The sequence below is a fragment of the Streptomyces alboniger genome (assembly GCF_008704395.1).
Lineage (GTDB): Bacteria > Actinomycetota > Actinomycetes > Streptomycetales > Streptomycetaceae > Streptomyces > Streptomyces alboniger.
The window spans coordinates 5,355,010-5,379,447 of the sequence record NZ_CP023695.1 but is presented as its reverse complement, the minus strand read 5'-3'; the positions used below and the strand labels follow the sequence as shown (position 1 = coordinate 5,379,447).

Here is a 24,438-nt window from a genome sequence, read left to right as displayed (position 1 = left end):
CGCAGTCAACTGCTTGCCTCCTCGACTGAGTCCCCCATTACGTCTGCGTCTTTTGCGTTCTTTGCGTTACCTTGCTGCGTTTCCTTCGGGTCCGCCGGATCCGTTTCGGCGGCGAGTTCCGCTTCCACGTCCCGCCGGCCGCTCTGGGCGCCCTGGTAGAAGCCGCCGAGGCGGCGGCGGAGCGTTTCGGCATCCACGGAACCGCTGCGCTGCTTGGGCGCGGCGGCCACGGGCGCAGTGATCTTCGGGGTGCGCTTGGGCAGCCCCTTGTCGGTGACGCGCTCCCACTTGGGTGGCGCGGGGGCCACGTCGGGTTCGGGCTTCGGCTCGGGCTCGGGCTCCGGCTCGGGCTCCGCTTTTGCTTCCGTTTTCGCTTCCGGGGCGGCGGGCGCGGTCAGCTCCATGGTCGTCTCGGCGGAAGGCGCGGGCTCCTCCTCCGCCGGCGTCGGCAGGGCCGTCTCCAGCGTCCGTTCCGCCGCCTCGATCAGCGGGTCCTGGTCGGCACCGGGTGCACCGGTCAACCGCCCCGGGATGACGTTGGAGTTGGCCTCCGCCTCCGATCCGGGCAGGTGGACCAGGGTTTCACCGGCTCGCGGCGGGGTGACCGCCGTGGCCGACGCGGGGGCCTCCGCCAGGATCGGCTCGGGCAGCACCACGACCGCCGCGACACCGCCCTGCTTCTGCTCCCGCAGCCGCACCCGGGCCCCGTGCCGCGCCGCGAGCCGCGCGACGACGTAGAGGCCGAGGCCGAGACCCTCCCCGCTCTCCTGGTCGTACGCGTCGTCGGGGTCGAAGTCCGTGAGACGGGCGTTCAGCTCGCGCATGCGGTCCTGGGTGACGCCGATGCCTTCGTCCTGGACGGAGAGCATGACCTCGCCGCTCTCCAGGAGCCATCCGGAGACCTCCACGGAGGCGTCGGGCGGGGAGAACGAGGTGGCGTTCTCCAGGAGTTCGGCGGTGAGGTGGCTGATGTCGTCCGCGGCGAAGCCCGCGATGTGCGCGTGCGGCGGCAGCGCGGCGATGCGCACCCGCTCGTACCGTTCGATCTCCGAGACGGCGGCGCGTACGACGTCCACGAGCGGGACCGGGCCGGGGTGCTGGTGGCCGTGTTCGGCCCCCGCGAGGACCAGGAGGTTCTCGCTGTGGCGGCGCATGACCGTGGCGAGGTGGTCGAGCTTGAAGAGCGTGGCGAGCCGGTCGGGGTCCTGCTCGCGGTCCTCCAGGTTCTCGATCACGGCGAGCTGGCGCTCGACCAGGCCGAGGGTGCGCAGGGCCAGATTGACGAAGGTGCCGTGGATGGACTGGCGTACGCGCTCCAAGTGCACGGATGCCTCGGCGAGTTCGGCGCGCAGGGCGTCGCGCTCGTCGGCCATGGTCCGGCGCTTGCCGATGAGGTGCTTGCGGTCCGTTTCGAGCGTGGCCAGGCGCTCGGTGAGGGCGGCGGCGTGGCCGTGCAGGGCGTTGACGGAGCGGACGACCTGGGCGAACTCGTCGTCGCGGCCCGTGAAGCGGATCGGCTCCTGGGGCGCGGGCTCGGTCGCCAGGCGGGCGGAGCCCAGGCGCAGAACGGCGAGCGGGCGGGTCAGCGAGCGGGCCATCGCCATGGTGACGCCGACCGCGACGAGCAGCAGCACGCCGACGAGCGCGACGCGGATCTCCAGCGCCGTGACGTCGTCGTCGCGCAGCTGGGCGAGCCGCTTGGTGCGCTCGACGCCGAGCGCGGACTCGGCGCCGCGCATCGTCTCGATGCGGGCGGAGAGGGCGGCGTCGAGCTTCTTGCGGTCGTAGCTCAGCTCGGCGGCGGAGAGCGTGGGCTGGTCGGTGAGCCGGGAGAGGTACTTCTCTGCGGCGGTGACCTCGGCGCCCGTGACGGTCGAGTCGTACGTGGTGCGGTCGGACTCGCCCGCGGCGTCCCGGAAGTCGGCGAGCGCGGCCAGCTCGCGGATGTGGGCCCGCTGGGCGGCTGCGCTGAGGCCGTCGCGGCGCTTGCCCGCGGCCGGGGGCTCGTCCGCGCCGGTGGCCGGGAGGCCGGTGACGGGGTCGGTCCCGGGGGTGGTGGAGCGGGGCACGGCGAGAGCGGCGAGGAGGAGCCCGCGGGCGGCGGCGGCCTGCTCGACGGCGTGGTCGAGGTCGGCGAGGGCGAGGGCGCCCCTGTTGACCTCGGGCGGCAGCTGCTCGGCCAGGTCACGGGTGAGGCCGTGGAGTTCGGTGATGACCTTCGTATACGCCTCGTGCGCTTCGAGGGCGGTGGTCTTGCCGGTGAGCGCGGAGCGGCGGACGGCGGCGATGTCGGCCAGCTCACCGCGGAGCCCCGCGGGGGCGTCGGCGCCGCGCAGCTCGTCGATCTGGCGGTCCACGCGGGCGCTGCGGCTCTGGGAGAGGCCCTTGCCCTGGGGGCGTCCGGCGGCGATGAAGGAGGTGACCTCGTCGCGCTCGTCGGCCAGCGAGTGCCCGAGGGAGACCGCCTGCTGGGTGTGCTCGGCGAGGGTCACCAGGCTCTGGGTGTCGTTGAGCCGGCCGGACGCGGCGACGATGGCGGGCGCGCCCGCTCCCGCGATCGCGGCGGCCACGACCGCGACGGCGACGATCAGCCGGTTGCGTACGCGGGCGGTGGGCTTCTTGTTGACGCCCGCGGCGGCCGCTGCGGCCGCCTTGGCGGAGTCCCCGGCCGGGGGTGTGGGCGTCATGTCGGGCTCGTCCGGCCCCGCCGCGGCGGACGGCTCGGGTGGGTCGGGTGTGGCGGAGGCGTCCGGCCCGGAGACCGCGTCCCGCCCGGAAACCGCGTCCACCCCTGCCGGGGCCGCCGGGGCCGCCGAGCCCACGGGGCCCGCCGCAGGGTCCGTGGCCGTGCGCTCGGGCGCACGGCCGGTCGGGGTGGTCGCGCCCGGCGTGGCCCCTTCCGGGGCCGTCTGCTTGCCTTTACGCCGAGGCCGCATCTTCTGCACCGGTGCTCGCATTCCTGTTTTTCGTCTGCCCTTGGGCCCGGGTGACGATCCGTCAACACGAGCGCGCCCCCGGTTACGGCACCTGACACTTCCAGTGCCGGTGAGTGGTGGTCGCGCATCGCCTGCCTGGCCACCCGAAGGAGTGAACATCGGCGGGGAGTTGGCGGGCAAGTCCCAAGGCTATCGGCGTCGGGCATATGCGGTGCGCCGGTTGGACGTCGCCGACCGGCTTTGGCAGGATGCGCCGCCACACGCCACCGGAGTTGATCATTCCGGTCGAATTCCGGCGCGCGTTTCCCCACCCCGGGCCGATCCGCCGCCCCCGCGCCACTTCCGGCGGCCCCCTTGAGGGCCTCGGGCAGACTGGCCGGATGCGTATCGAACTCGCCACTGAGCCCGGAGACCCCGCACGCCCCAACGAGGACTACGCCTCCGTCGCGCTTCCCGCGTCCGGGCAGGGCGGATCGCTCGTCCTCCTGGACGGCGTGACGCCGCCCGAGGGATCGGTGGGCTGTCTGCATTCCGTCCCCTGGTTCACCGCGCGCCTCGGCGGCGCTCTGGGGGAACTGTCCGTTTCGCGGCGGGATATGACGCTCCCTGAGGTCCTGGCGGGCGCCATTGCGCGTACCGCCGAGGCGCATGGTTCAACCTGTGACCTTTCTCACCCTCGCACCCCTCAGGCAACAGTGGTGCTCGTGCGGTGGGACGCCGAGCGCGTCGAGCATCTGGTCCTGTCCGACTCGGCGCTCCTCGTCGCGGGCGTCGGCGGCGGAGTGACCGCCGTCCTCGACCGGCGCCTGGCCGAACTGCCGCCCGCCGCGCGGGCACTGCGCGACCAGGTGCGCGCCCTGCCGCGCGGCTCGGCCGAGCGGGAGGTGGCGGGCCGGGCGTACGGAGCGGCGGTCGAGGCCCTGCGCAACGCCGAGAACGGCTTCTTCACGGCCGCGGCGGACCCCTCTGCCGCCCTGCGCGCGATCACCGGTGAGCTGCCGCGCGCGGACGTGACGGCGGTGGCGGCGCTCACCGACGGGGCCTCGCGCTGGGTCGAGACCTTCCGCGAGGGCGACTGGCCCGAGTGCTTCGCGCTGCTGCGCAAGGAGGGCCCGCAACATCTGCTCGACCGCGTACGGGAGTTGGAACACGCCGACCCCGACCGCCTCGCCTTCCCGCGCGGCAAGCGGCATGACGACGCGGCGGTGGTGTACGTGGAGCTGTAACCCACGTGGAGCTGTAACCCCCAAGCCCTCCCCAAGGCCCCCCGGGGCCGGGCCCCGTGGCTCACCAGGCGGAACGCGCCCCGTCGCTCACGACTCGGCGCTCGCGTTGAGCTGCCCGAGCAGCCGCGCCAGCTCGGCGACCTCCGCCCGGTCCCAGCCCTGGAGTTGACGCACGTACCGGGCGCGGCGGGCGGCGCGGACCGTGCGGAAGCGGGTGCGGCCGTCGGGGGTGAGCCGGATCAGCCAGGCGCGCCCGTCGGCGGGGTCGGGCTCGCGGGAGACCAGGCCCAGCTCCTCCATGGCCCGCAGCTGGCGGCTCATCGTCGCCTTGCCGACCCCGATGTACGCGGCGAGGTCGGTGGCGCGCTGCGGGCCCGAGTCGTCCAGGCAGACGAGCAGGCCGTACGCGGCGGGCTCCAGGTCGGGGTGGACCTGGCGTGCCATCTCGCCGGACCTGGCCCGCGCGCGGCGCATCAGGAGCGACAACTCCCGTTCCAGGGAGAGGAACTCGCGGTCCACCGCCGGTCCGGCGTCACCGTGTGCCCCGACCGTCACACCCTCTTCTGCAGCAGCCATGTCCCGCTTTCCCGATTCTGAAAGTTATCGCCGCGAGGCTCTCGCGCCGTGGCCGTGGCGCCAGCGGCCTGACCAGTATTTCGCAAGGTCGCGGCGGTGCCGATCCGGTGGCACCGCCACAGGAGTGGACCAACGGCACCACTCTGCCCCCCTTCCCCCGCCGTGGTCTACGTGCGTAGCTTTTCAAGTGACATGTTCACACCATGAACGTGTCGACAGGTCCCCCCAGAGCACCCCCGAGGCCTTCGGAGGCACGCATGCCTGTGCACAGACCCGGACCTGCCCGCCCCTCGCGCTTGTCGCCGGCGGGTGTCCTCCTCGCGGTCCTGTCCGCTCTCTCCCTCCTCCTGACGCTCCCCACGGCGGCCCAGGCGGACGACGTCCCCCCGCGCGGCTCCGCGCGCCTCGGGCAGGGCGTCATCGAACACGACGGCCAGGGCGGGCTGCCCACCGGCGGCGGCGCCGTCCAGACCGAGGGCGTCGACGTCAGCAGCCACCAGGGCAACGTCGCCTGGTCGACCCTGTGGAACAGCGGAGTGAAGTGGGCCTACGTGAAGGCCACCGAGGGCACGTACTACAAGAACCCCTACTTCGCCCAGCAGTACAACGGGTCGTACAACGTGGGCATGATCCGCGGGGCCTACCACTTCGCCACGCCCGACACCGCGAGCGGCGCCGCCCAGGCCAACTACTTCGTGGACAACGGCGGCGGCTGGTCGCGCGACGGCAGGACGCTGCCGGGCGCGCTGGACATCGAGTGGAACCCTTACGGGGCTGCCTGCTTCGGCAAGACGCAGTCCGGGATGGTCAGCTGGATCCGTGACTTCCTGAACACGTACAAGGCGCGCACCGGCCGCGACGCCGTGATCTACACCGCCACCAGCTGGTGGAAGCAGTGCACCGGCAACTACGGCGGCTTCGGCGCGAGCAACCCGCTGTGGATCGCCCGCTACGACACCACCCCGGGCGAGCTACCGGCCGGCTGGGGCTTCCACACCATGTGGCAGTACACCTCCTCCGGGCCGACGGTCGGTGACCACAACAAGTTCAACGGCGCCTACGACAGGGTGCAGGCGCTCGCGAACGGCTGAGTACGCGGACGGCGGCCGCCCCGTGCGAGGGCGGCCACCGTTCCCCCGCCCGTTACACCGCGACCGGCACCCGCGGCTCACCCACCGTGGCTTCGGCGAGCGCCAGTTCGAGCACCTGGCGCACATCGGTGACCGCGTGCACGTCCAGCTTCTCCAGGACCTCGGCCGGGACGTCGTCGAGGTCCGCCTCGTTCCGCTTGGGAATGATCACCGTCGTGATCCCGGCGCGGTGCGCGGCGAGCAGCTTCTGCTTGACACCGCCGATCGGCAGGACCCGGCCGGTCAGCGAGACCTCCCCGGTCATCGCCACGTCGGTGCGGACGAGGCGACCGCTGAGCAGCGAGGCGAGGGCGGTCGTCATCGTGACGCCCGCGCTCGGGCCGTCCTTCGGCACCGCGCCCGCCGGGAAGTGGATGTGCACGCCCCGGTCCTTCAGGTCGGCGACCGGCAGCTCCAGTTCGGCGCCGTGCGAGCGCAGGAACGACAGGGCGATCTGCGCCGACTCCTTCATGACGTCGCCGAGCTGACCGGTGAGCGTGAGCCCCGACGCGCCCGTCTCCGGGTCGGCGAGCGACGCCTCCACGAACAGCACGTCGCCGCCCGCCCCGGTGACCGCGAGCCCGGTGGCCACGCCCGGCACCGCGGTGCGCCGCTCGGCCGGGTCCTGGGCGGACTCGGGCACGTGGTGCGGCCGCCCGATCAGGTCGCGCAGGTCCGCGTCGGTGACGGTGAGGGGCAGCTCGCGCTCGCCCAGTTCGTGCTGGGCCGCGACCTTGCGCAGCAGCCGCGCCACGGACCGCTCCAGGTTGCGTACGCCCGCCTCGCGCGTGTACTCCCCCGCCAGTTTGCGCAGGGCGCTCTCGTCGAGGGTGACCTCGTCCTTCTCCAGGCCCGCCCGGTCCAATTGGCGCGGGAGCAGGTGGTCGCGGGCGATGACGATCTTCTCGTCCTCGGTGTAGCCGTCGAGCCGGACCAGCTCCATGCGGTCGAGCAGGGCCTCCGGGATGGCTTCGAGGACGTTCGCCGTCGCCAGGAAGACGACGTCGCTCAGATCCAGCTCCACCTCCAGGTAGTGGTCCCGGAAGGTGTGGTTCTGCGCCGGGTCGAGGACTTCGAGGAGAGCGGCGGCAGGGTCGCCGCGGAAGTCCGAGCCCACCTTGTCGATCTCGTCCAGGAGCACGACCGGGTTCATGGACCCGGCCTCCTTGATGGCCCGCACGATCCGTCCGGGCAGCGCCCCCACGTACGTACGGCGGTGTCCGCGGATCTCCGCCTCGTCGCGTACGCCACCGAGCGCGACCCGCACGAACTTGCGGCCCATGGCGTGCGCGACGGACTCGCCGAGCGAGGTCTTGCCGACGCCGGGCGGGCCGACGAGGGCGAGCACGGCGCCGCCGCGGCGCCCGCCGACGACCCCGAGGCCGCGGTCGGAGCGGCGCTTGCGGACCGCGAGGTACTCGGTGATGCGCTCCTTCACGTCCTGGAGCCCGGCGTGCTCGGCGTCGAGGATCTCCTGGGCGCCCTTGATGTCGTACTGGTCCTCGGTGCGTTCGTTCCACGGCAGTTCGAGGACGGTGTCGAGCCAGGTCCTGATCCAGGAGCCCTCCGGCGACTGGTCGCTGGCGCGCTCCAGCTTGTCGACCTCCTTGAGGGCGGCCTCGCGGACCTTCTCCGGCAGGTCGGCGGCCTCGACGCGGGCGCGGTAGTCGTCGGACTCCTCGCCCTCCTTCTCGCCGTTGATCTCGCGCAGTTCCTTGCGCACGGCGTCCAGCTGGCGGCGCAGCAGGAACTCGCGCTGCTGCTTGTCCACGCCCTCCTGCACGTCCTTGGCGATGGACTCGGCGACGTCCTGCTCGGCGAGGTGCTCGCGCAGCTGCTCGGTGGCGAGCTTGAGGCGGGCGACCGGGTCCTCGGTCTCCAGCAGCTCGATCTTCTGCTGGGTGGTGAGGAAGGGCGAGTAGCCGGAGTTGTCGGCGAGCGCGGAGACGTCGTCGATCTGCGTGACGCGGTCGACGACCTGCCAGGCGCCGCGCTTCTTCAGCCAGCTGGTGGCGAGCGCCTTGTACTCCTTGACCAGCTCGGTGGCGGCGCCCGGGAGGGGCTCGGGAACGGCGTCCTCGACCTGCTGCCCCTCGACCCAGAGGGCGGCGCCGGGCCCGGTCGTACCGGCGCCGATGCGCACGCGCCCCCGGCCGCGGATGAGGGCACCGGGGTCGCCGTCGGAGAGCCGTCCGACCTGCTCGACGGTGCCGAGGACGCCGGTCGCCGCGTACGTCCCGTCGATGCGCGGAACAAGCAGCACCTTCGGCTTGCTGTCGCCCTCGGAGCGGGCCGCGGCCTGCGCGGCCTCCACCGCGGCGCGCACCTCCGCGTCGGAGAGGTCGAAGGGGACCACCATGCCGGGCAGGACCACCTCGTCGTCGAGCGGCAGCACAGGCAGAGTGAGCGATGTGTACGAGGTGGACTCAGTAGCCATGATCTCCCTTTCAGCATTCAAGTTGAGCTGTATCGACTCAATGCTTATGAGTGCTGCAATGTTCCCCAAGGGCTGTTCGCTCTGAGCGATCACCGGTCACCCGCTCGTGGCCGGTGGCGACGCCCTCTGTACGGACCGGCGTTCGGTGAGGAACGTGGACGCTCCGACTCTCACGGAGGAGACCCACGGTGGACACACCCGAGAACAGCGGCGGCCCGGTGGACCCGGCAGTGGTGGACGCGGCGGCGGGCCCGGCGGCCGGCGCCGCCGGTCAGCTCATGGAGATCGCGCTGGGGCACCTCCTCTCGGCGGCGCTGCGCACGGCCGCACGCTGCCGGATCGCCGACCATCTGGCGCCGGGCCCCCGCACCGCCGAGGAGCTGGCGGAGCTGACCGACACGCACGCCGGGCACCTGCGACGCGTCCTGCGCTACCTCGCCACGCGCGGCGTCTTCCACGAGGACGAGGCGGGCGCGTTCCACCTCACTCCCCTCGGGGACGCGCTGCGCACGGACGTCCCCTATTCGCAGCACGGCGCGGTCGTGATGCTGACCGACGCGGCGTTTCAGCGGACCTCCGCGGGCCTGGAGGAGGCCGTGCGCGAGGAGGGCGCCTCCTTCGAGCGAGTCTTCGGGCAGCCGTTCTTCGCGTATCTGGCCGGGGACCCCGCGCTCCGGGAACTGTTCGACGCCGGCATGACCTCGCTCTCGGCACCGATCGACGCGGTGGTGGCCGGGACGTACCCGTTCCCCGCGAAGGGCACGGTGGTGGACGTCGGCGGCGGGCGCGGCGGCCTCCTGCGGGCGGTCCTGCGCGGCCGGCCGGGCCTGACCGGGGTCCTCTTCGACCAGACACCGGCGGTCAGCACGCACGTCCTGAGCGGGGACGAGGCGGTGCGGGGCCGCTGGAGCGCCGAGTCGGGCGACTTCTTCACGGGCGTCCCCAAGGGCGGCGACCTGTACGTCATCAAGCACGTCCTGCACGACTGGCCGGACGAGTCCTGCCTGCGGATCCTGCGCAACTGCCGTACGGCGATGGCGCCGGACGCCCGCCTCCTGATCGTCGAGTCCGTCCTGCCCGCGGGCGACGACCCGCACCCCGGCAAGGCGATGGACGTCGCGATGGCGGCGATCGTGGACGGTCAGGAGCGTACGGAGGCGGAGTTCGCCGCGCTGCTCTCACGGGCCGGGTTCGAGCTGACGCGGGTCCTGCCGACGGCGGCGTTCCCGTCGGTGGTGGAGGCGGTGCCTGCGTAACGGGCCCGGCCGGAGTGCCGAGGCGCCCTCAGGGGCGGCCCGCCAGGGACCGGCGTCCGCGGCGGATCAGCGGCCAGCTGGAGACGCCGATCACGAGCGCCAGGAGGTGGCCCCAGTTCGTCATCGGGTCGGTGAACGCGATCAGTTCGTCGACCAGCATCCAGCCGAAGCCCGCCAGCACGGCCCACCGCAGACACGGTGTGAGCAGTCCCGCGAGCGCGCCGACGCTGGCGGCGACACCGAAGCTGATGCCGTAGTCGAGACGGTGCAGCGAGCTGTCGGGCAGATGGCCCGCGAGGACGGAGAGCCCGACCGGGACCTCCGTGGCGAGGGTCGCGACGACGTGACCGAGCAGGAACACCCCGGCCGTGCGCAGACCCCCGATGCGGCGCTCCAGCGCGGTGAGGACCAGCAGGAAGCCGACGGCGTACGGCGATGTGATGCCGCCCGCGATCCACAGGGCGCTGGCGACGAGGACGAGGACGGGGCTGTGCGCGAGGTGGGCGACGTCGGTGCTGGACCCCCGGAGCAGCGCGTCGACGACCTCCGGATCGGCGTACTGGCTGAGGAGCGAGGTGGCGGCGAGGACGAGCGCGTAGCCGAAGGTGAAGGGCGTGCCCTTGGGGTCGGGCAGCAGGCGCCAGGGACGGAGCCGGGGGCGCCGCACGGAAGCGGCGGCGGCCTCGGGGCTCCCGGGAACGGCGGCTTCGCGGCCCACGGGAGCGGCTGCCGCCGCGCGGGCTTCCGGCGGTGTACGGCGGTCCGGCTGGCGCGGAAGCGCGCTCAGGGTGGGCGGCTCACGGTCCCCGGACGCGGGGGCGGTGGCGGTGTCCGAGGGCTCGACGCTCTGGTCCACGGGTGAGGCGCTCCTTCCGTCCCGGCCTACCCTTGGCCCTCTTTTCGGGCGCTGTCTATGACCGACGCCACGTGGGACGCGATTCACAGCAACCCCGGGGGCATTTTTGGCGTTGCCCCCGGCCGCCGCGCCGCCCGCTCATACGCTGAGGGCATGCACACCCACACCACCGCCCCCGTCGTCCTCGACCGGCGCGAGGGCCCGTACGGCGAGGTCGTACTGCGGCGCCACGGTGAGTTGCTACAGATCATCGCGAACGGCTGCTTTCTGATGGACACCTCCGACGGCCGCTCCGAGCGGCTGCTCGTCGACGCGGCACGGGACGCCCTCGACGACCGCCCGCGGCCCGCCGTCCTGATCGGCGGGCTCGGCGTCGGTTTCTCCCTCGCGCACGCCGCCGCCGACCCCCGCTGGGGACGGATCGCCGTCGTCGAGCGCGAGCGGGCCATCATCGACTGGCACCGCGAGGGACCGCTCGCCGAGCTGTCGGAGACCGCACTCGCCGACCCACGTACGCAGATTCTTCACACCGACCTCGTCACCTACATATCCGAGGCCCCGGAGACGTACGACGCGCTCTGTCTGGACATCGACAACGGCCCCGACTGGACGGTGACGGAGGGCAACAACTCCCTTTACTCGCCTGCCGGTCTGGCCGCCTGCAAAGCCCGGCTCACCCCCGGCGGAGTGCTCGCCGTGTGGTCCGCCAAGCCCTCGTCCGCTTTCGACGACGCTCTACGGAATGCCGGATTCCAGAGGGTACGAACCGAAGAGATCCCCGTTGCCCGAGGCGTCCCGGACGTGGTGCACCTCGGCGTCCGGGCTGCGTAGCCGAGGTGCCTTCGCGCCCCGTACCCTGCTGACCGAACACAAGCGATCAGTGTCAGGGGCGGGCGATGGAGCAGACACACACCTCCCACAGCGGCGCGACAGCGGCGACACCCGGCGCCCAGCGCCGGGTCCTGGTGGTCGAGGACGACCCGACGATCGTCGACGCCATCGCCGCCCGGCTGCGTGCCGAGGGTTTTGTTGTGCAAACGGCCGGGGACGGCCCCTCGGCGGTCGACACCGCGCAGGCCTGGCAGCCCGACCTGCTGATTCTCGACATCATGCTGCCGGGCTTCGACGGCTTGGAGGTGTGCCGCCGGGTCCAGGCCCAGCGCCCCGTCCCGGTCCTCATGCTCACCGCGCGTGACGACGAGACGGACATGCTGGTCGGCCTCGGCGTCGGCGCGGACGACTACATGAGCAAGCCGTTCTCCATGCGGGAGCTGGCGGCCCGGGTGCACGTCCTGCTGCGCAGGGTCGAACGGGCCGCGCTCGCCGCGACCACCCCCCGCAGCGGCATCCTGCGCCTGGGCGAACTGGAGATCGACCACGCACAGCGGCGTGTGCGTGTGCGCAGCGAGGACGTCCACCTGACGCCCACGGAGTTCGACCTGCTGGTCTGCCTGGCCAACACCCCGCGCGCCGTCCTCTCCCGCGAACAGCTGCTCGCCGAGGTGTGGGACTGGGCCGACGCGTCCGGCACCCGGACCGTCGACAGCCACATCAAGGCGTTGCGCCGGAAGATCGGCGCCGAGCGGATCCGGACCGTGCACGGCGTGGGCTACGCCCTAGAGACCCCGGCGCCATGAGGCCGGTCCTGCCATGAGCGGACCTTTCGGAGAGCTGCGGCCGTTCTCCATCAAGACCAAGCTCGGCGCCCTGGTGGTCGTCTCCGTGTTCATCACCACGGGACTGCTCCTGGTCGCGATGAAGACCGAGACCGAGCTGCGCTTCATCACCGTCTTCTCGGTGATCGCCACCCTGCTCATCACGCAGTTCGTGGCGCACAGCCTCACCGCGCCGCTCGACGAGATGAACGCGGTGGCCCGTGCCGTCAGCCACGGCGACTACACGCGCCGGGTACGCGGCGCCGACCGGCGCGACGAGCTGGGCGACGTGGCCTCCACCATCAACGCGATGGCGGACGACCTGGAGGCCCAGGACACCCAGCGCAAGGAACTCGTCGCGAACGTCAGCCACGAGCTGCGCACCCCCATCGCCGCCCTGCGTGCCGTCCTGGAGAACGTCGTCGACGGCGTCTCGGCCGCCGACCCCGAGACGATGCGCACCGCCCTGAAGCAGACCGAGCGCCTGGGCCGGCTCGTCGAGACCCTCCTGGACCTGTCCCGCCTCGACAACGGCGTCGTACCGCTCAGGGCCCGCCGCTTCGAGGTGTGGCCCTATCTGTCGGGCGTACTGAAGGAGGCCAACATGGTGGCCTCCGCGCGCGCGGGCATCGCCTCCGGCTCCGGCAGCCACACTCGTACGGACGTCCATCTGCACCTCGACGTCTCGCCCCCGGAGCTGACGGCCCACGCGGACGCCGAGCGCCTGCACCAGGTCGTGGCCAACCTCATCGACAACGCGGTCAAGCACAGCCCGCCGCACGGCCGCGTCACGGTACGGGCCCGGCGCGGCCCCTACCCCGAGTCCCTGGACCTGGAGGTGCTCGACGAGGGCCCCGGCATCCCGGAGTCCGAGTGGCACCGCGTCTTCGAGCGCTTCAACCGGGGCAGCCACGCGGGCAGCCCCGCCAAGAACTCCGCCAACGACGGCGGCACGGGCCTCGGCCTCGCCATCGCGCGCTGGGCGGTCGATCTGCACGGCGGCCACATCGGGGTGGCCGAATCCCCTCGCGGCTGCCGGATCCAGGTCACCCTTCCGGGCCTGCCCGAAGCGTGAAGTTGACGTAGGGTTCGAACCGGAAGCGATTCATCGGGCGCCCTTGTGGGCACTCGGGGACCGCCGCCGCGCGTAGACGTCCCTCCGACGTACCCGCGCGGCCATCTCGCGTTGCGGAACCTCGCTTGTTTCCCGCCATTTACAGCGCCGAAACCCTTGCTCCAGTGTGACTTACGCGACGGATGACGGGCCCGGCCTGCACCTCACGCCGATGGAGGCGTAGCCTTTATTTCCGCTGTCCATCACCTTGTGAAGCGGAAGAGGGCGGTTACCGCCGTGTCGTCACAGTCCCCCAGTAGCTCGAGCACTTCGACCGACCAAGACGCGCAGGGCAAGGACCCTGCCGCCGCCTTCGGTCCCAATGAGTGGCTCGTAGACGAGATCTATCAGCAGTACCTCCAGGACCCGAATTCGGTCGACCGAGCCTGGTGGGACTTCTTCGCCGACTACAAGCCGGGGGTGGGCGCTTCCGTAGCCGCCACCCCGGCGCAGCCGGCGGGTGACGCGGCCGCGGGGGCCGCGTCCACCACTGCTCCCGCCGCGCCGGCCGCGAAGCCCGCGCCCGCCGCACCGGCTCCCGCGACGCCCGCGGCCCAGACCGCGAAGCCCGCCACCGCGGCCCCCGCGGCCCCCGCCGCCAAGCCCGCCGCCGCGAAGCCCGCCGCCAAGGCGGAGCCCGCGAAGGAGGCCCCGGCAGGACCCGAGTACACGACGCTGCGCGGCCCGGCCGCCGCGGTCGCGAAGAACATGAACGCCTCGATCGAGGTCCCGACGGCCACGTCGGTCCGCGCGGTCCCGGTGAAGCTGCTCTTCGACAACCGCATCGTCATCAACAACCACCTCAAGCGCGCCCGCGGCGGGAAGATCTCCTTCACGCACCTCATCGGGTACGCGATGGTGCAGGCCATCAAGGCCATGCCGTCGATGAACTACTCCTTCGTGGAGAAGGACGGCAAGCCGACCCTGGTCAAGCCGGAGCACATCAACTTCGGCCTCGCCATCGACCTGGTGAAGCCCAACGGCGACCGCCAGCTCGTGGTCGCGGGCATCAAGAAGGCCGAGACCATGAACTTCTTCGAGTTCTGGCAGGCCTACGAGGACATCGTCCGCCGCGCCCGCGACGGCAAGCTCGGCATGGACGACTTCACCGGCGTCACGGTCTCCCTGACCAACCCCGGCGGCCTCGGCACCGTCCACTCGGTCCCGCGTCTGATGCCCGGCCAGTCGGTCATCATGGGCGTCGGCTCCATGGACTACCCCGCGGAGTTCCAGGGCACCTCCCAGGACACCCTGAACAAGCTCGGCATCTCGAAGGTCATGACGCTCACGTCGACCTACGACCACCGGGTCATCCAGGGCGCCGCCTCCGGCGAGTTCCTGCGCATCGTCGCGAACCTCCTCCTCGGTGAGCAGGACTTCTACGACGAGATCTTCGAGGCTCTGCGGATCCCCTACGAGCCGGTCCGCTGGCTCAAGGACATCGACGCCTCGCACGACGACGACGTCACGAAGGCCGCCCGCGTCTTCGAGCTGATCCACTCCTACCGCGTCCGCGGCCACGTCATGGCCGACACGGACCCGCTGGAGTACAAGCAGCGCAAGCACCCCGACCTGGACATCACCGAGCACGGCCTCACCCTGTGGGACCTGGAGCGGGAGTTCGCGGTCGGCGGCTTCGCCGGCAAGTCGATGATGAAGCTGCGCGACGTCCTCGGCGTGCTGCGCGACTCGTACTGCCGCACCACCGGCGTCGAGTTCATGCACATCCAGGACCCGAAGCAGCGCAAGTGGCTCCAGGACCGCATCGAGCGCCAGCACGCCACGAAGCCGGAGCGCGAGGAGCAGCTGCGCATCCTGCGCCGCCTGAACGCCGCGGAGGCGTTCGAGACCTTCCTCCAGACCAAGTACGTCGGCCAGAAGCGCTTCTCGCTGGAGGGCGGCGAGTCCGTCATCCCGCTGCTCGACGCCGTCATCGACTCGGCGGCCGAGTCGCGCCTGGACGAGGTCGTCATCGGCATGGCCCACCGCGGCCGCCTGAACGTGCTCGCGAACATCGTCGGCAAGTCGTACGCCCAGATCTTCCGCGAGTTCGAGGGCAACCTCGACCCGAAGTCGATGCACGGCTCCGGCGACGTGAAGTACCACCTGGGCGCCGAGGGCACCTTCACGGGCCTGGACGGCGAGCAGATCAAGGTCTCCCTGGCCGCCAACCCCTCCCACCTGGAGGCGGTCGACCCGGTCCTGGAAGGCATCGTCCGCGCCAAGCAGGACATCATCAACAAGGGCGGCACGGACTTCACGGTCCTGCCCGTCGCCCTGCACGGTGACGCGGCCTTCGCGGGCCAGGGCGTGGTCGCCGAGACCCTGAACATGTCGCAGCTGCGCGGCTACCGCACGGGCGGCACGGTCCACGTCGTCATCAACAACCAGGTCGGCTTCACCGCCGCCCCGGAGTCGTCCCGCTCGTCGATGTACTCGACGGACGTGGCGCGGATGATCGAGGCGCCGATCTTCCACGTGAACGGCGACGACCCGGAGGCCGTGGTCCGCGTGGCCCGCCTGGCCTTCGAGTTCCGTCAGGCGTTCAACAAGGACGTCGTGATCGACCTCATCTGCTACCGCCGCCGCGGTCACAACGAGTCGGACAACCCGGCGTTCACCCAGCCGCTGATGTACGACCTGATCGACAAGAAGCGCTCGGTGCGCAAGCTCTACACCGAGTCCCTCATCGGTCGCGGCGACATCACCCTGGAAGAGGCCGAGCAGGCGCTCCAGGACTACCAGGGCCAGCTGGAGAAGGTCTTCACCGAGGTCCGCGAGGCCACCTCGCAGTCCGCGCCGGTGGAGGTCCCCGGCCCCGAGGCCGAGTTCCCGGTCGCGGTGAACACGGCGATCTCCCAGGAGGTCGTCAAGCGCATCGCCGAGTCCCAGGTCAACATCCCCGACCGCGTCACCGTGCACCCGCGCCTGCTGCCGCAGCTCCAGCGCCGCGCGGCCATGGTCGAGGACGGCACGATCGACTGGGGCATGGGCGAGACCCTCGCCATCGGCTCGCTGCTCATGGAGGGCACCCCGGTGCGCCTCGCGGGCCAGGACTCGCGCCGCGGCACGTTCGGCCAGCGCCACGCGGTCCTCATCGACCGCGAGACGGGCGACGACTACACGCCGCTGCTGTACCTCTCCGAGGAGCAGGCCCGCTTCAACGCCTACGACTCGCTCCTGTCCGAGTACGCGGCGATGGGCTTCGAGTACGGCTACTCCCTGGCCCGTCCCGAGTCCCTCGTGATGTGGGAGGCCCAGTTCGGTGACTTCGTCAACGGCGCGCAGACCGTCGTCGACGAGTTCATCTCCTCGGCCGAGCAGAAGTGGGGCCAGACGTCCGGCGTCACCCTGCTCCTCCCGCACGGCTACGAGGGCCAGGGCCCGGACCACTCGTCCGCCCGCCCGGAGCGCTTCCTCCAGCTGTGCGCGCAGAACAACATGACGGTCGCGATGCCGACCCTCCCGTCGAACTACTTCCACCTCCTGCGGTGGCAGGTGCACAACCCGCACCACAAGCCGCTGGTGGTCTTCACCCCGAAGTGGATGCTGCGCCTGAAGGCCGCCGCGTCCAAGACGGAGGAGTTCACCTCGGGCAGCTTCCGCCCGGTCATCGGCGACGCGTCCGTGGACCCGAAGGCGGTCCGCAAGGTCGTCTTCTGCGCGGGCAAGCTCTACTACGAGCTGGAGGCCGAGCGGCAGAAGCGCGGTGTCACGGACACGGCGATCATCCGCATCGAGCGTCTGTACCCGCTGCCGGGCGCGGAGCTCCAGGAGGAGATCTCCAAGTATCCGAACGCCGAGAAGTACCTGTGGGCGCAGGAGGAGCCGGCGAACCAGGGCGCGTGGCCCTTCATCGCCCTCAACCTCATCGACCACCTGGACCTGGCGGTCGGCGCCGACATCCCGCACGGCGAGCGTCTGCGCCGCATCTCGCGGCCGCACGGCTCGTCCCCCGCGGTCGGCTCGAAGAAGCGCCACGAGCAGGAGCAGGCGCAGCTCCTGAGCGAGGTCTTCGAGGCCTAGGCCTCGACGGTTGCGCGTCCGGTGGGCCCGGCCCCGAGTTCTTTGCGACTCGGGGCCGGGCCCACCGGCGTACGCGGGGGCCTGAGCCGCCTACCATGAGGCGGAAGAGACCGTACGCATCAGGAGCTTGAGTTGTACTTCACCGACCGTGGCATCGAGGAGCTGGAGAAGCGGCGCGGCGAGGAGGAGGTCACCTTCGAGTGGCTCGCCGAGCAGCTCCGCGCCTTCGTGGACCTCAACCCCGACTTCGAGGTGCCGGTCGAGCGCCTGGCGACGTGGCTGGCCAGGCTGGACGACGAGGACGACGAGGAGTAGCCGCCCCGCGGTCGCTCGGGGCGTGCCGCGCGAAGCAGCCTCAGCGCGTGCCCGCGAAGGCAGCCTCAGCGCGTGCCCGCGAAGTCCCGCGCCCGCATCCGGTCGTACGCGAGTCCAAGCGCCCCCTGCGCCACCAGCACCGCGGCCGCCACGGCCCAGCCGCCGCTGCGCCGCCGTACCGCCCACGCCGCGAGCGGCAGTCCGGCCGCCACCTGGGCCGCGGCCAGCGCCCGCGCCTTGGGGCCGCGCACCCAGGGGCCGAGCGGCCCGCTCTCGACCACGTCGAACTCCGCCCGCACCGCGTCACGCCACCCCGCCCACTCGACCTTGCGCAGATCCCGCTGGACCCGTGCCGCCTCGCGGAGCCGGTCGGCCGGTTCGCCGGGGGCGAGGCCGGGCGGGAGCGCGAGGCCCGTGCGGGTGAGGACGGCGAGGAGGCCGAGCATCCTGGCGCGCGCGTCGGCCTCCGTGTCGGGCCGGGTCAGCGCCTCCAGGGACTGCATGTCCAGGACGGGATCGAGGCCCAGCCGGGCGGCGAACGTCCGCATCGCCTCGTCCTCCCCGACGGGCGTGCCGTTCGCCAGCCACTCGTAGCCGACGGTGCGCCGGAACCCGGCGGCGAGGGTGTAGCCGCAGCGGTCGGTGTCCCACCACAGGGCCAGCACGGGCCTGCCGGAGCCCACGGCGAGGGCGGTGGCCCACCCGGTGAGCACCCGGTCGACCGGTTCCTCGCCGTGCAGCCAGGGCTTGCCCTCGGGAACCAGTACGCTCCAGCCGCCGCCGGCCGGCACGAGTAGCATCCGCTCGCGGAGCAGGTGGGCCACGGGCTCCGTGGCGTCGGGGTCGGCCCGGCAGAGCAGCAGTGCGCCGACGCCCAGGGCGCGCGCGGAAGCTTCTGACGACATGGCCCCACGCTAGGACAGATCGCGGATATCGGCGCAGTCTTGACTTTCGGGATCCGCGATATATCGTGAATGGCAGAGACGCGATATGGCGCGTCGTGTCGGGGGCCGTCCAGGTCCGGGGCGTGCGCGCCGAGGCCCACCAAGGAGGACACCCATGTCAGAGTGGTCCGTCGCCGAGCCCCGGAAGCTCGCGTTCGACGCCCCGGTGGCGACCCTCCGGGTCCGCGTAGCCAACGGAACGGTGAACGTGGTGGGCACGGAAGAAGGTCCCGCCCGCCTGGAGGTCACCGAGATCGAAGGCCCTCCCCTGACCGTCACCCACGAGGACGGCACCCTCTCCGTCGCCTACGACGACCTGCCCTGGAAGAACTTCCTCACGTGGTTCGACCCCGGGAACTGGCACCGCAGCGCGGTCGTCTCACTGGCCGTACCGGCGGGCACGCGCGTGGAGGTCGGCGTGGTCGGCGCCGCCGCCATGGTCTCCGGGATCGAGGGGTACGTGGAGGTGAAGGGAGTCACCGGCGACACCACCCTGGTCGGCCTCTCGGGCCCGGTCCGCGCCGAGACGGTCTCCGGGAGCGTGGAGGCCCAGGGCGTCACCGGCGACCTGGGGTTCAGCTCCGCGGCAGGCGATCTGACCGTGGTCGAGGCCGCGGGCTCCTCCGTCCGGGCGGATTCGGTGAGCGGCTCGATGGTCGTGGATCTCGACCCGGCGGGCGGCCCGACGGACATCGCTCTGTCGAGCGTCTCGGGCGAGATCGCGATCCGGCTTCCGCATCCGGCGGACGCGGAGGTCGAGGTGGACACCACGACCGGATCCGTGTCGAACGCCTTCGAGGACCTGAGGGTCAGCGGCCAGTGGGGCGCCAAGCGGCTCACGGGCCGGCTCGGCTCGGGCGCGGGACGGCTCAGGGCGACGACGGTCTGCGGATCGATCGCGCTGCTGCGCAGGCCACCGGCGGAGGAGGATCCGTACGACGATGTCCCCCTGGACGTCGCCCAGGCGGACACCACCGCGCCGAGCGGCGACGACCGGACCGACGCCCCGCCCAACGGCCCGACCGACGATGGCCCGACCGACAAGAAGGTGCTCTGAAATGCCCCCCGTGTTCGCCCACGGCCGCCTGCGCCTGTACCTGCTCAAGCTGCTGGACGAGGCCCCGCGCCACGGCTATGAGGTGATCCGCCTCCTCGAAGAGCGCTTCCAGGGCCTGTACGCACCCTCGGCGGGCACGGTCTATCCGCGCCTCGCCAAGCTGGAGGCCGAGGGCCTGGTCACGCACACCACCGAGGGCGGCCGGAAGGTCTATGCCATCACGGAGGCGGGCCGCGCCGAGCTGGCCGGGCGTGGCGGCGAGCTGGCCGACCTGGAGCTGGAGATCCGCGAGTCCGTCGCCGAGCTTGCGGCCGAGATCCGCGACGGCGTCCAGGGAGCGGCGGGCGACCTGCGCCGAGAGATGAGGGCGGCAGCCGATGAGGCGCGCGCCTCGGGAGGCGCGGACACCGGCGGGACCTCCGCCGACCCGTCCGACTCCTTCGACGGTGCGTGGGGCGACAAGGACGGCTGGCGCAAGGCGAAGGAGGAGTTCAACCGCGCCAAGCAGGAGTGGAAGGAGCAGGCGCGCCGCGCGAAGGACGAGAGCCGCCGGGCCCGCGAGGAGGCCCAGCGGGCGCGCCGCCAGGCCAAGGACGCCCAGGAGAAGGCGCGGATCCAGGCCCAGGAAGAGGCCCAGCGCATCGCCCGGCTCGTCCAGGAACAGGTCCAGGACCACTTCACGCAAGGCGACTGGCCGGCGGGCGTACAGGAAAGCCTGACGGAGCTGGCCAAGGGGTTCGGCGCGTACGGCATGGACTTCGGCCTGGACCTCGGCAAGCACTTCCCCGAGGCGCCTCAGGAGGACCCCGCGTCGGCCCGCGGGACGGAGCCGGGCCCCGCCCCCGAGGCAGGCCCCGATTCCACCCCCGACCCCGCCCCCAAGTTCAGCGCCGCCCCCGATGACCTGACCGTGGAGTACGTCCCCGACTGGGCCCACGAGGAGCCGAGCGGCGACCCGGCCCGCGACCTGGACCGCCTGCTCGACCGCTTCCGGGACGACATCCGCGACGCGGCCCGCGACCACGGCGTAACGGAGGCCCAACTCCGCGAGGCCCGCACCCACTTGTCGACAGCGGCGGCCCGCATCGGGGCGACCCTGCGCCCACGAAAGACCTGACGGGGGCGGGGGCTCGGCGCCGCACAACCAGCACGGGGCCCAGCCAGACCCGCGCCCCCTTGCCGCCACGGCGGCCCGCACCGGGACGCCTCCCCCGCCCGTCCGAGGATGACTGACGACGGGCGCAGGGGGGCGGCCTCAGCGCCGCACACACAAGCCGGGAACCAGCCAGGCCCGCGCCCCCTTACCGACGGGCGCGCCGCACAGGGACACCCCTCCCCCGCCCGCCCGGGGATGAATGACGACAGGCGCAGAGGGCGGCCTCAGCACCGCACACACAAGCCAGGGACCAGCCAGGCCCGCGCCCCCCTTACCGACGGGCGCGCCGCGCAGGGACACCCCCCCCGCCCGCCCGGAGATGACTGAGGACAGGCGCAGGACGCGGCCTCAGCACCGCACACACAAACCTGGGCCGGCCCGGCCCCGGCGTCGGCGTCAGCCCGCGGCCGCCGCGGGGTCCGCGCCGAGGACCCGGTCCACCGACGCGTGCGTCACCCCGTGATCCGCGAGGACCTCGGCGACGAAGCCGGGGCGGACCGTCAGGGCGAGCAGGATGTGCTCGTCGCCGATGCGGCGGTCGCGGCGGGCGGTGGCGGCGCGCAGGGACTTCTCCAGGACGTCCTTGCCCTCGCGGGAGAAGGGCACCCGGCCGAGCCGGCCCCGCCCCGCCTTGCGGGGCCCGGACTTCCCGCCGTCCGCCAGCGCGCCCTCGCCATGGGCCTCCTCGACCCGGGAGACGATCGCGGCGACGTCGATGCCGAGCCCGGCCAGCGCGTCCGTGTCGGCCTGCGAGAGGCCGCCGCGCCGTCGCGCCCCGCTCAGCGCCTCCTCGATCGCGTCACGGCGGCCCGCGGCCCCGAGCGCCGCGAGAGCGAACGACCCCCGGCTCGCCTCCCGGTCGAGCAGCGCGAGCAGCAGGTGCCCGTCGTCGACCGAGTCCGCGCCCCCTCGCTCCGCGTGCTCGACCGCGCCGAGCACCACGGCCCGGGCATCCTTGGTGAACCGCTCGAACATCACTGCCTCCCGTACTTCTTGTGCACGGCCTGCCTGCTCACTCCGAGTTCCGCGGCGATCTCCTGCCACGACCAGCCCTGCCGGCGCGCGCTGCGCACCTGCACGGCCTCGAGCCGCTCCACCAGCTTCCGCAGCGCGGAGACGGCACGCAGCCCGACCCGGGGATCCTGATCACCCGCCCGCTCGGCGAGATCCGTAGCTTCGGTCATACACGTCAACTTACGTTGACAAGAGGCAGCCGTCAACCACAGTTGACAGATGCGCGGCTCAGCCGGAAGCGCGGCTCAGACCTCCAGCACGATCTTCCCGAACTGCTCCCCGGACTCCAGCCGTTCGAAGCCCTCCCGCGCCCGGTCGAGCGGCAGCACCTCGTCGATGACGGGGCGCACGCCCGTGGCGGCGCAGAAGGAGAGCAGGTCCTCCAGCTCGTCCTTGGTGCCCATGGTCGAGCCGACGACCTTCAGCTCCAGGAAGAAGATCCGGGTGAGTTCGGCGTGCGCGGGGCGGTCGCCACTGGTCGCCCCCGAGATGACCAACGTGCCGCCCGGCTTCAGCGACTTCACCGAGTGCGACCAGGTCGCCGCACCCACCGTCTCGATGACGGCATCGACCCGCTGCGGCAGCCGCGCACCCGACTCGACCGCCTCCACGGCCCCCAGCTCCAGCGCCCGCTTGCGCTTGGCCTCGTCGCGGCTGGTGGCGAAGACCCGCAGGCCCGCCGCCTTGCCGAGCATGATCGCGGCCGTGGCGACGCCGCCGCCTGCGCCCTGCACGAGGACGGAATCCCCGGGCCGCACACCGGCGTTGGTGAAGAGCATGCGGTACGCGGTCAGCCACGCGGTCGGCAGACAGGCCGCCTCGGCGAAGGACAGCTCCTTCGGCTTGGGCAGCACGTTCCAGGTGGGCACGGCCACGCGCTCGGCGAAGGTCCCCTGGTACTTCTCGGTCAGGATGGACCGGCCCTCGCGGGGCCCGACGCCGTGCCCCGACTGTCCGATGACGGAGTGGAGGACGACCTCGTTCCCGTCCTCGTCGGTCCCGGCGGCGTCACAGCCGAGGATCATCGGCAGCTTGTCCTCGGCCAGACCGACCCCGCGCAGCGACCACAGGTCGTGGTGGTTCAGGGAAGCGGCCTTGACATTCACGGTCGACCAACCGGGGCGCGCCTCCGGGGCCGGGCGCTCCCCCAACTCAAGGCCGCTGAGCGGCTGGTCACGGTCGATACGGGCGGCGTAAGCAGCGAACATGACGCCGACGATAGGCAGGCGGAGCGGCCGACGGAACCACGTACGGCTGTGACACGCGTCCCGCGGCCGCCGACGGCGAGCCGTCCGGCCGGAGGCGCTCCATGACAAACGCCCACCTGCCGTCCGAACGGAGACAGGTGGGCGATCGAGGCAAGGCCCCGCCGCGACGGGCGGGGCCACGACGTCATCCGCGGGCGACGCCCTCCGCCCGCGCGGCGGCGGCGACCGCGGCGGTCACGGCCGGGGCGACGCGCTCGTCGAACGGCGACGGGATGACGTAATCGGCGGACAGCTCGTCCCCGACGACGTCCGCGAGGGCGTCGGCGGCGGCGATCTTCATGCCCTCGGTGATCCGCGAGGCCCGCACCTGAAGCGCTCCCGCGAAGATGCCGGGGAACGCCAGCACGTTGTTGATCTGGTTCGGGTAGTCCGAACGCCCGGTCGCCACCACGGCCGCGTACTTGTGTGCGACGTCCGGGTGGACCTCCGGGTTCGGGTTGGCCATGGCGAACACGAAGGAGTTGGGCGCCATGGAGGCGACGGCCGGCTCCGGCACGGTCCCGCCCGAGACGCCGATGAACACGTCGGCACCGGCGAGCGCGGACTCCAGGGACCCGCTCAGCCCCGCCTTGTTGGTGAGTTCGGCCAGCTCCCGCTTGACCGGCGTCAGGTCGTCCCGGTCCCGGCTCACGACGCCCTTGCGGTCCGCGACCGCCACGTCCCCGAGCCCCGCCTCCAGCAGGAACTTGGCGATGGCGACACCGGCGGCACCGGCACCGGAGATGACGGCACGCAGCTCGCCGAGGGTGCGCCCGGTCAGCTTCGCCGCGTTCCGCAGCGCCGCCAGCGTCACGACGGCCGTGCCGTGCTGGTCGTCGTGGAAGACCGGAATGTCGAGCCGCTCCTGGAGCTTGCGCTCGATCTCGAAGCACCGCGGCGCCGAGATGTCCTCCAGGTTCACACCGCCGAAGGACGGGGCGAGCCGCACCACGGTCTCGACGATCTCGTCGGCATCGGTCGTCGCGAGCGCGATCGGCACCGCGTCCACGCCGCCGAACTGCTTGAAGAGAATGGCCTTGCCCTCCATGACGGGGAGGGAGGCCTCGGGGCCGATGTCTCCGAGGCCGAGCACGGCGGTGCCGTCGGTCACGACGGCGACGACGTTCGACTTCCACGTGTAGTCATGGACGAGCTCCGGTCGCTCGGCGATCGCGCTGCACACTTTCGCGACGCCGGGCGTGTATGCGAGGGACAGGTCGTCCTTGTCGCGGATCGGCACGGTGGCCTGCACGGCCATCTTGCCGCCACGGTGCAGCGCGAAGGCCGGATCGAAGGGCTCGGCTGCACCCGCAGGGCCCTCGTGATCCGTACTGCTGTCGCTGCGAGGATTGACGATCTCCGCTGCCACTTGTCTGACCCCTTAAGTCTTAATCATTCGTTGAGGGTGTCCACTCCCGGTTGAGAAGTGGGCGGGCACCGCGTCCGTTCCCCGTCTGTCGACGGAGGGAGGTACGGACACGCGGGCGCGCCGC

The 24,438-nt window shown here is 72.1% G+C and carries 19 protein-coding genes; 10 read left to right on the top strand and 9 right to left on the bottom strand.

Translation table 11 applies throughout. From position 1 onward, the window contains the following. Nucleotides 1-5: 5 nt before the first annotated feature. Nucleotides 6-2,687, bottom strand: a complete 2,682-nt coding sequence (locus CP975_RS24175; RefSeq protein WP_150477961.1) for a sensor histidine kinase — start codon at nt 2,685-2,687, stop codon at nt 6-8. A 629-nt stretch (nt 2,688-3,316) separates the two neighbouring features. Between CP975_RS24175 and CP975_RS24170 the strand changes: the two genes are divergently transcribed. Further along, a complete protein-coding gene (locus tag CP975_RS24170; RefSeq protein WP_055533552.1) occupies nt 3,317-4,162 on the top strand; it encodes a protein phosphatase 2C domain-containing protein in 846 nt (281 codons plus the stop codon). A gap of 87 nt (nt 4,163-4,249) precedes the next feature. Here CP975_RS24170 and CP975_RS24165 read toward each other — a convergent pair whose 3' ends face one another. Continuing rightward, complete coding sequence (locus CP975_RS24165) at nt 4,250-4,738, bottom strand: MarR family winged helix-turn-helix transcriptional regulator (RefSeq protein WP_055533554.1); 489 nt, start codon at nt 4,736-4,738, stop codon at nt 4,250-4,252. 257 nt (nt 4,739-4,995) lie between these two features. Between CP975_RS24165 and CP975_RS24160 the strand changes: the two genes are divergently transcribed. Further along, nucleotides 4,996-5,829: a lysozyme gene (locus CP975_RS24160; RefSeq protein WP_055533556.1), complete on the top strand. Its 834-nt coding sequence runs from the start codon at nt 4,996-4,998 to the stop codon at nt 5,827-5,829. Nucleotides 5,830-5,881: 52 nt separating this feature from the next. On the opposite strand, the gene lon is transcribed toward CP975_RS24160, so the two are convergent. Beyond that, on the bottom strand, nt 5,882-8,305 hold the full coding sequence (gene lon, locus CP975_RS24155; RefSeq protein ID WP_055533559.1) for an endopeptidase La: 2,424 nt from the start codon (nt 8,303-8,305) through the stop codon (nt 5,882-5,884). 278 nt (nt 8,306-8,583) lie between these two features. Between lon and CP975_RS24150 the strand changes: the two genes are divergently transcribed. Beyond that, on the top strand, nt 8,584-9,561 hold the full coding sequence (locus CP975_RS24150; RefSeq protein ID WP_055533566.1) for a methyltransferase: 978 nt from the start codon (nt 8,584-8,586) through the stop codon (nt 9,559-9,561). Between the two features lie 28 nt (nt 9,562-9,589). Here the strand turns inward: CP975_RS24150 and CP975_RS24145 are convergent, their stop codons facing one another. Beyond that, complete coding sequence (locus tag CP975_RS24145) at nt 9,590-10,417, bottom strand: rhomboid-like protein (RefSeq protein ID WP_246201614.1); 828 nt, start codon at nt 10,415-10,417, stop codon at nt 9,590-9,592. A 153-nt stretch (nt 10,418-10,570) separates the two neighbouring features. On the opposite strand from CP975_RS24145, the gene CP975_RS24140 reads away from it, so the two are divergent. The 5 genes from CP975_RS24140 to CP975_RS24120 all read left to right on the top strand — a co-directional run bounded on the left by CP975_RS24140 (nt 10,571) and on the right by CP975_RS24120 (nt 17,527). Continuing rightward, the gene (locus CP975_RS24140) at nt 10,571-11,248 is read left to right on the top strand and encodes a spermidine synthase family protein (protein WP_055535349.1); all 678 of its coding nucleotides are present in this window, start codon (nt 10,571-10,573) and stop codon (nt 11,246-11,248) included. Between the two features lie 65 nt (nt 11,249-11,313). Next, nucleotides 11,314-12,054 (top strand): response regulator transcription factor, encoded by a 741-nt coding sequence (locus tag CP975_RS24135; protein ID WP_055535351.1) that lies wholly within the window; start codon nt 11,314-11,316, stop codon nt 12,052-12,054. 13 nt (nt 12,055-12,067) lie between these two features. Further along, nucleotides 12,068-13,147, top strand: coding sequence for a sensor histidine kinase (locus CP975_RS24130; RefSeq protein WP_030790597.1), 1,080 nt, complete (start codon nt 12,068-12,070; stop codon nt 13,145-13,147). Nucleotides 13,148-13,423: 276 nt separating this feature from the next. Then, on the top strand, nt 13,424-17,212 hold the full coding sequence (locus tag CP975_RS24125; protein WP_208835585.1) for a multifunctional oxoglutarate decarboxylase/oxoglutarate dehydrogenase thiamine pyrophosphate-binding subunit/dihydrolipoyllysine-residue succinyltransferase subunit: 3,789 nt from the start codon (nt 13,424-13,426) through the stop codon (nt 17,210-17,212). Between the two features lie 132 nt (nt 17,213-17,344). Then, nucleotides 17,345-17,527, top strand: a complete 183-nt coding sequence (locus tag CP975_RS24120) for a DUF6104 family protein (RefSeq protein WP_030790590.1) — start codon at nt 17,345-17,347, stop codon at nt 17,525-17,527. Nucleotides 17,528-17,592: 65 nt separating this feature from the next. Here CP975_RS24120 and CP975_RS24115 read toward each other — a convergent pair whose 3' ends face one another. After that, complete coding sequence (locus tag CP975_RS24115; protein ID WP_055531833.1) at nt 17,593-18,432, bottom strand: hypothetical protein; 840 nt, start codon at nt 18,430-18,432, stop codon at nt 17,593-17,595. A gap of 154 nt (nt 18,433-18,586) precedes the next feature. Between CP975_RS24115 and CP975_RS24110 the strand changes: the two genes are divergently transcribed. Further along, complete coding sequence (locus tag CP975_RS24110) at nt 18,587-19,528, top strand: DUF4097 family beta strand repeat-containing protein (RefSeq protein ID WP_055531835.1); 942 nt, start codon at nt 18,587-18,589, stop codon at nt 19,526-19,528. 1 nt (nt 19,529) lies between these two features. Beyond that, entirely contained in the window at nt 19,530-20,645 is a 1,116-nt protein-coding gene (locus CP975_RS24105; protein ID WP_150477336.1) for a PadR family transcriptional regulator, read from the top strand. Nucleotides 20,646-21,080: 435 nt separating this feature from the next. Here CP975_RS24105 and CP975_RS24100 read toward each other — a convergent pair whose 3' ends face one another. The 4 genes from CP975_RS24100 to CP975_RS24085 all read right to left on the bottom strand — a co-directional run bounded on the left by CP975_RS24100 (nt 21,081) and on the right by CP975_RS24085 (nt 24,314). Continuing rightward, nucleotides 21,081-21,659 (bottom strand): Clp protease N-terminal domain-containing protein, encoded by a 579-nt coding sequence (locus tag CP975_RS24100; RefSeq protein WP_150477335.1) that lies wholly within the window; start codon nt 21,657-21,659, stop codon nt 21,081-21,083. Continuing rightward, the gene (locus CP975_RS24095; protein ID WP_055531231.1) at nt 21,659-21,868 is read right to left on the bottom strand and encodes a helix-turn-helix domain-containing protein; all 210 of its coding nucleotides are present in this window, start codon (nt 21,866-21,868) and stop codon (nt 21,659-21,661) included. The genes CP975_RS24100 and CP975_RS24095 overlap by 1 nt, the downstream gene beginning before the upstream one ends. Nucleotides 21,869-21,943: 75 nt before the next feature. Further along, nucleotides 21,944-22,906 (bottom strand): zinc-binding dehydrogenase, encoded by a 963-nt coding sequence (locus tag CP975_RS24090; protein WP_055531233.1) that lies wholly within the window; start codon nt 22,904-22,906, stop codon nt 21,944-21,946. Nucleotides 22,907-23,090: 184 nt separating this feature from the next. Further along, nucleotides 23,091-24,314 (bottom strand): NAD(P)-dependent malic enzyme, encoded by a 1,224-nt coding sequence (locus tag CP975_RS24085; RefSeq protein WP_055531235.1) that lies wholly within the window; start codon nt 24,312-24,314, stop codon nt 23,091-23,093. Nucleotides 24,315-24,438: the final 124 nt, after the last annotated feature.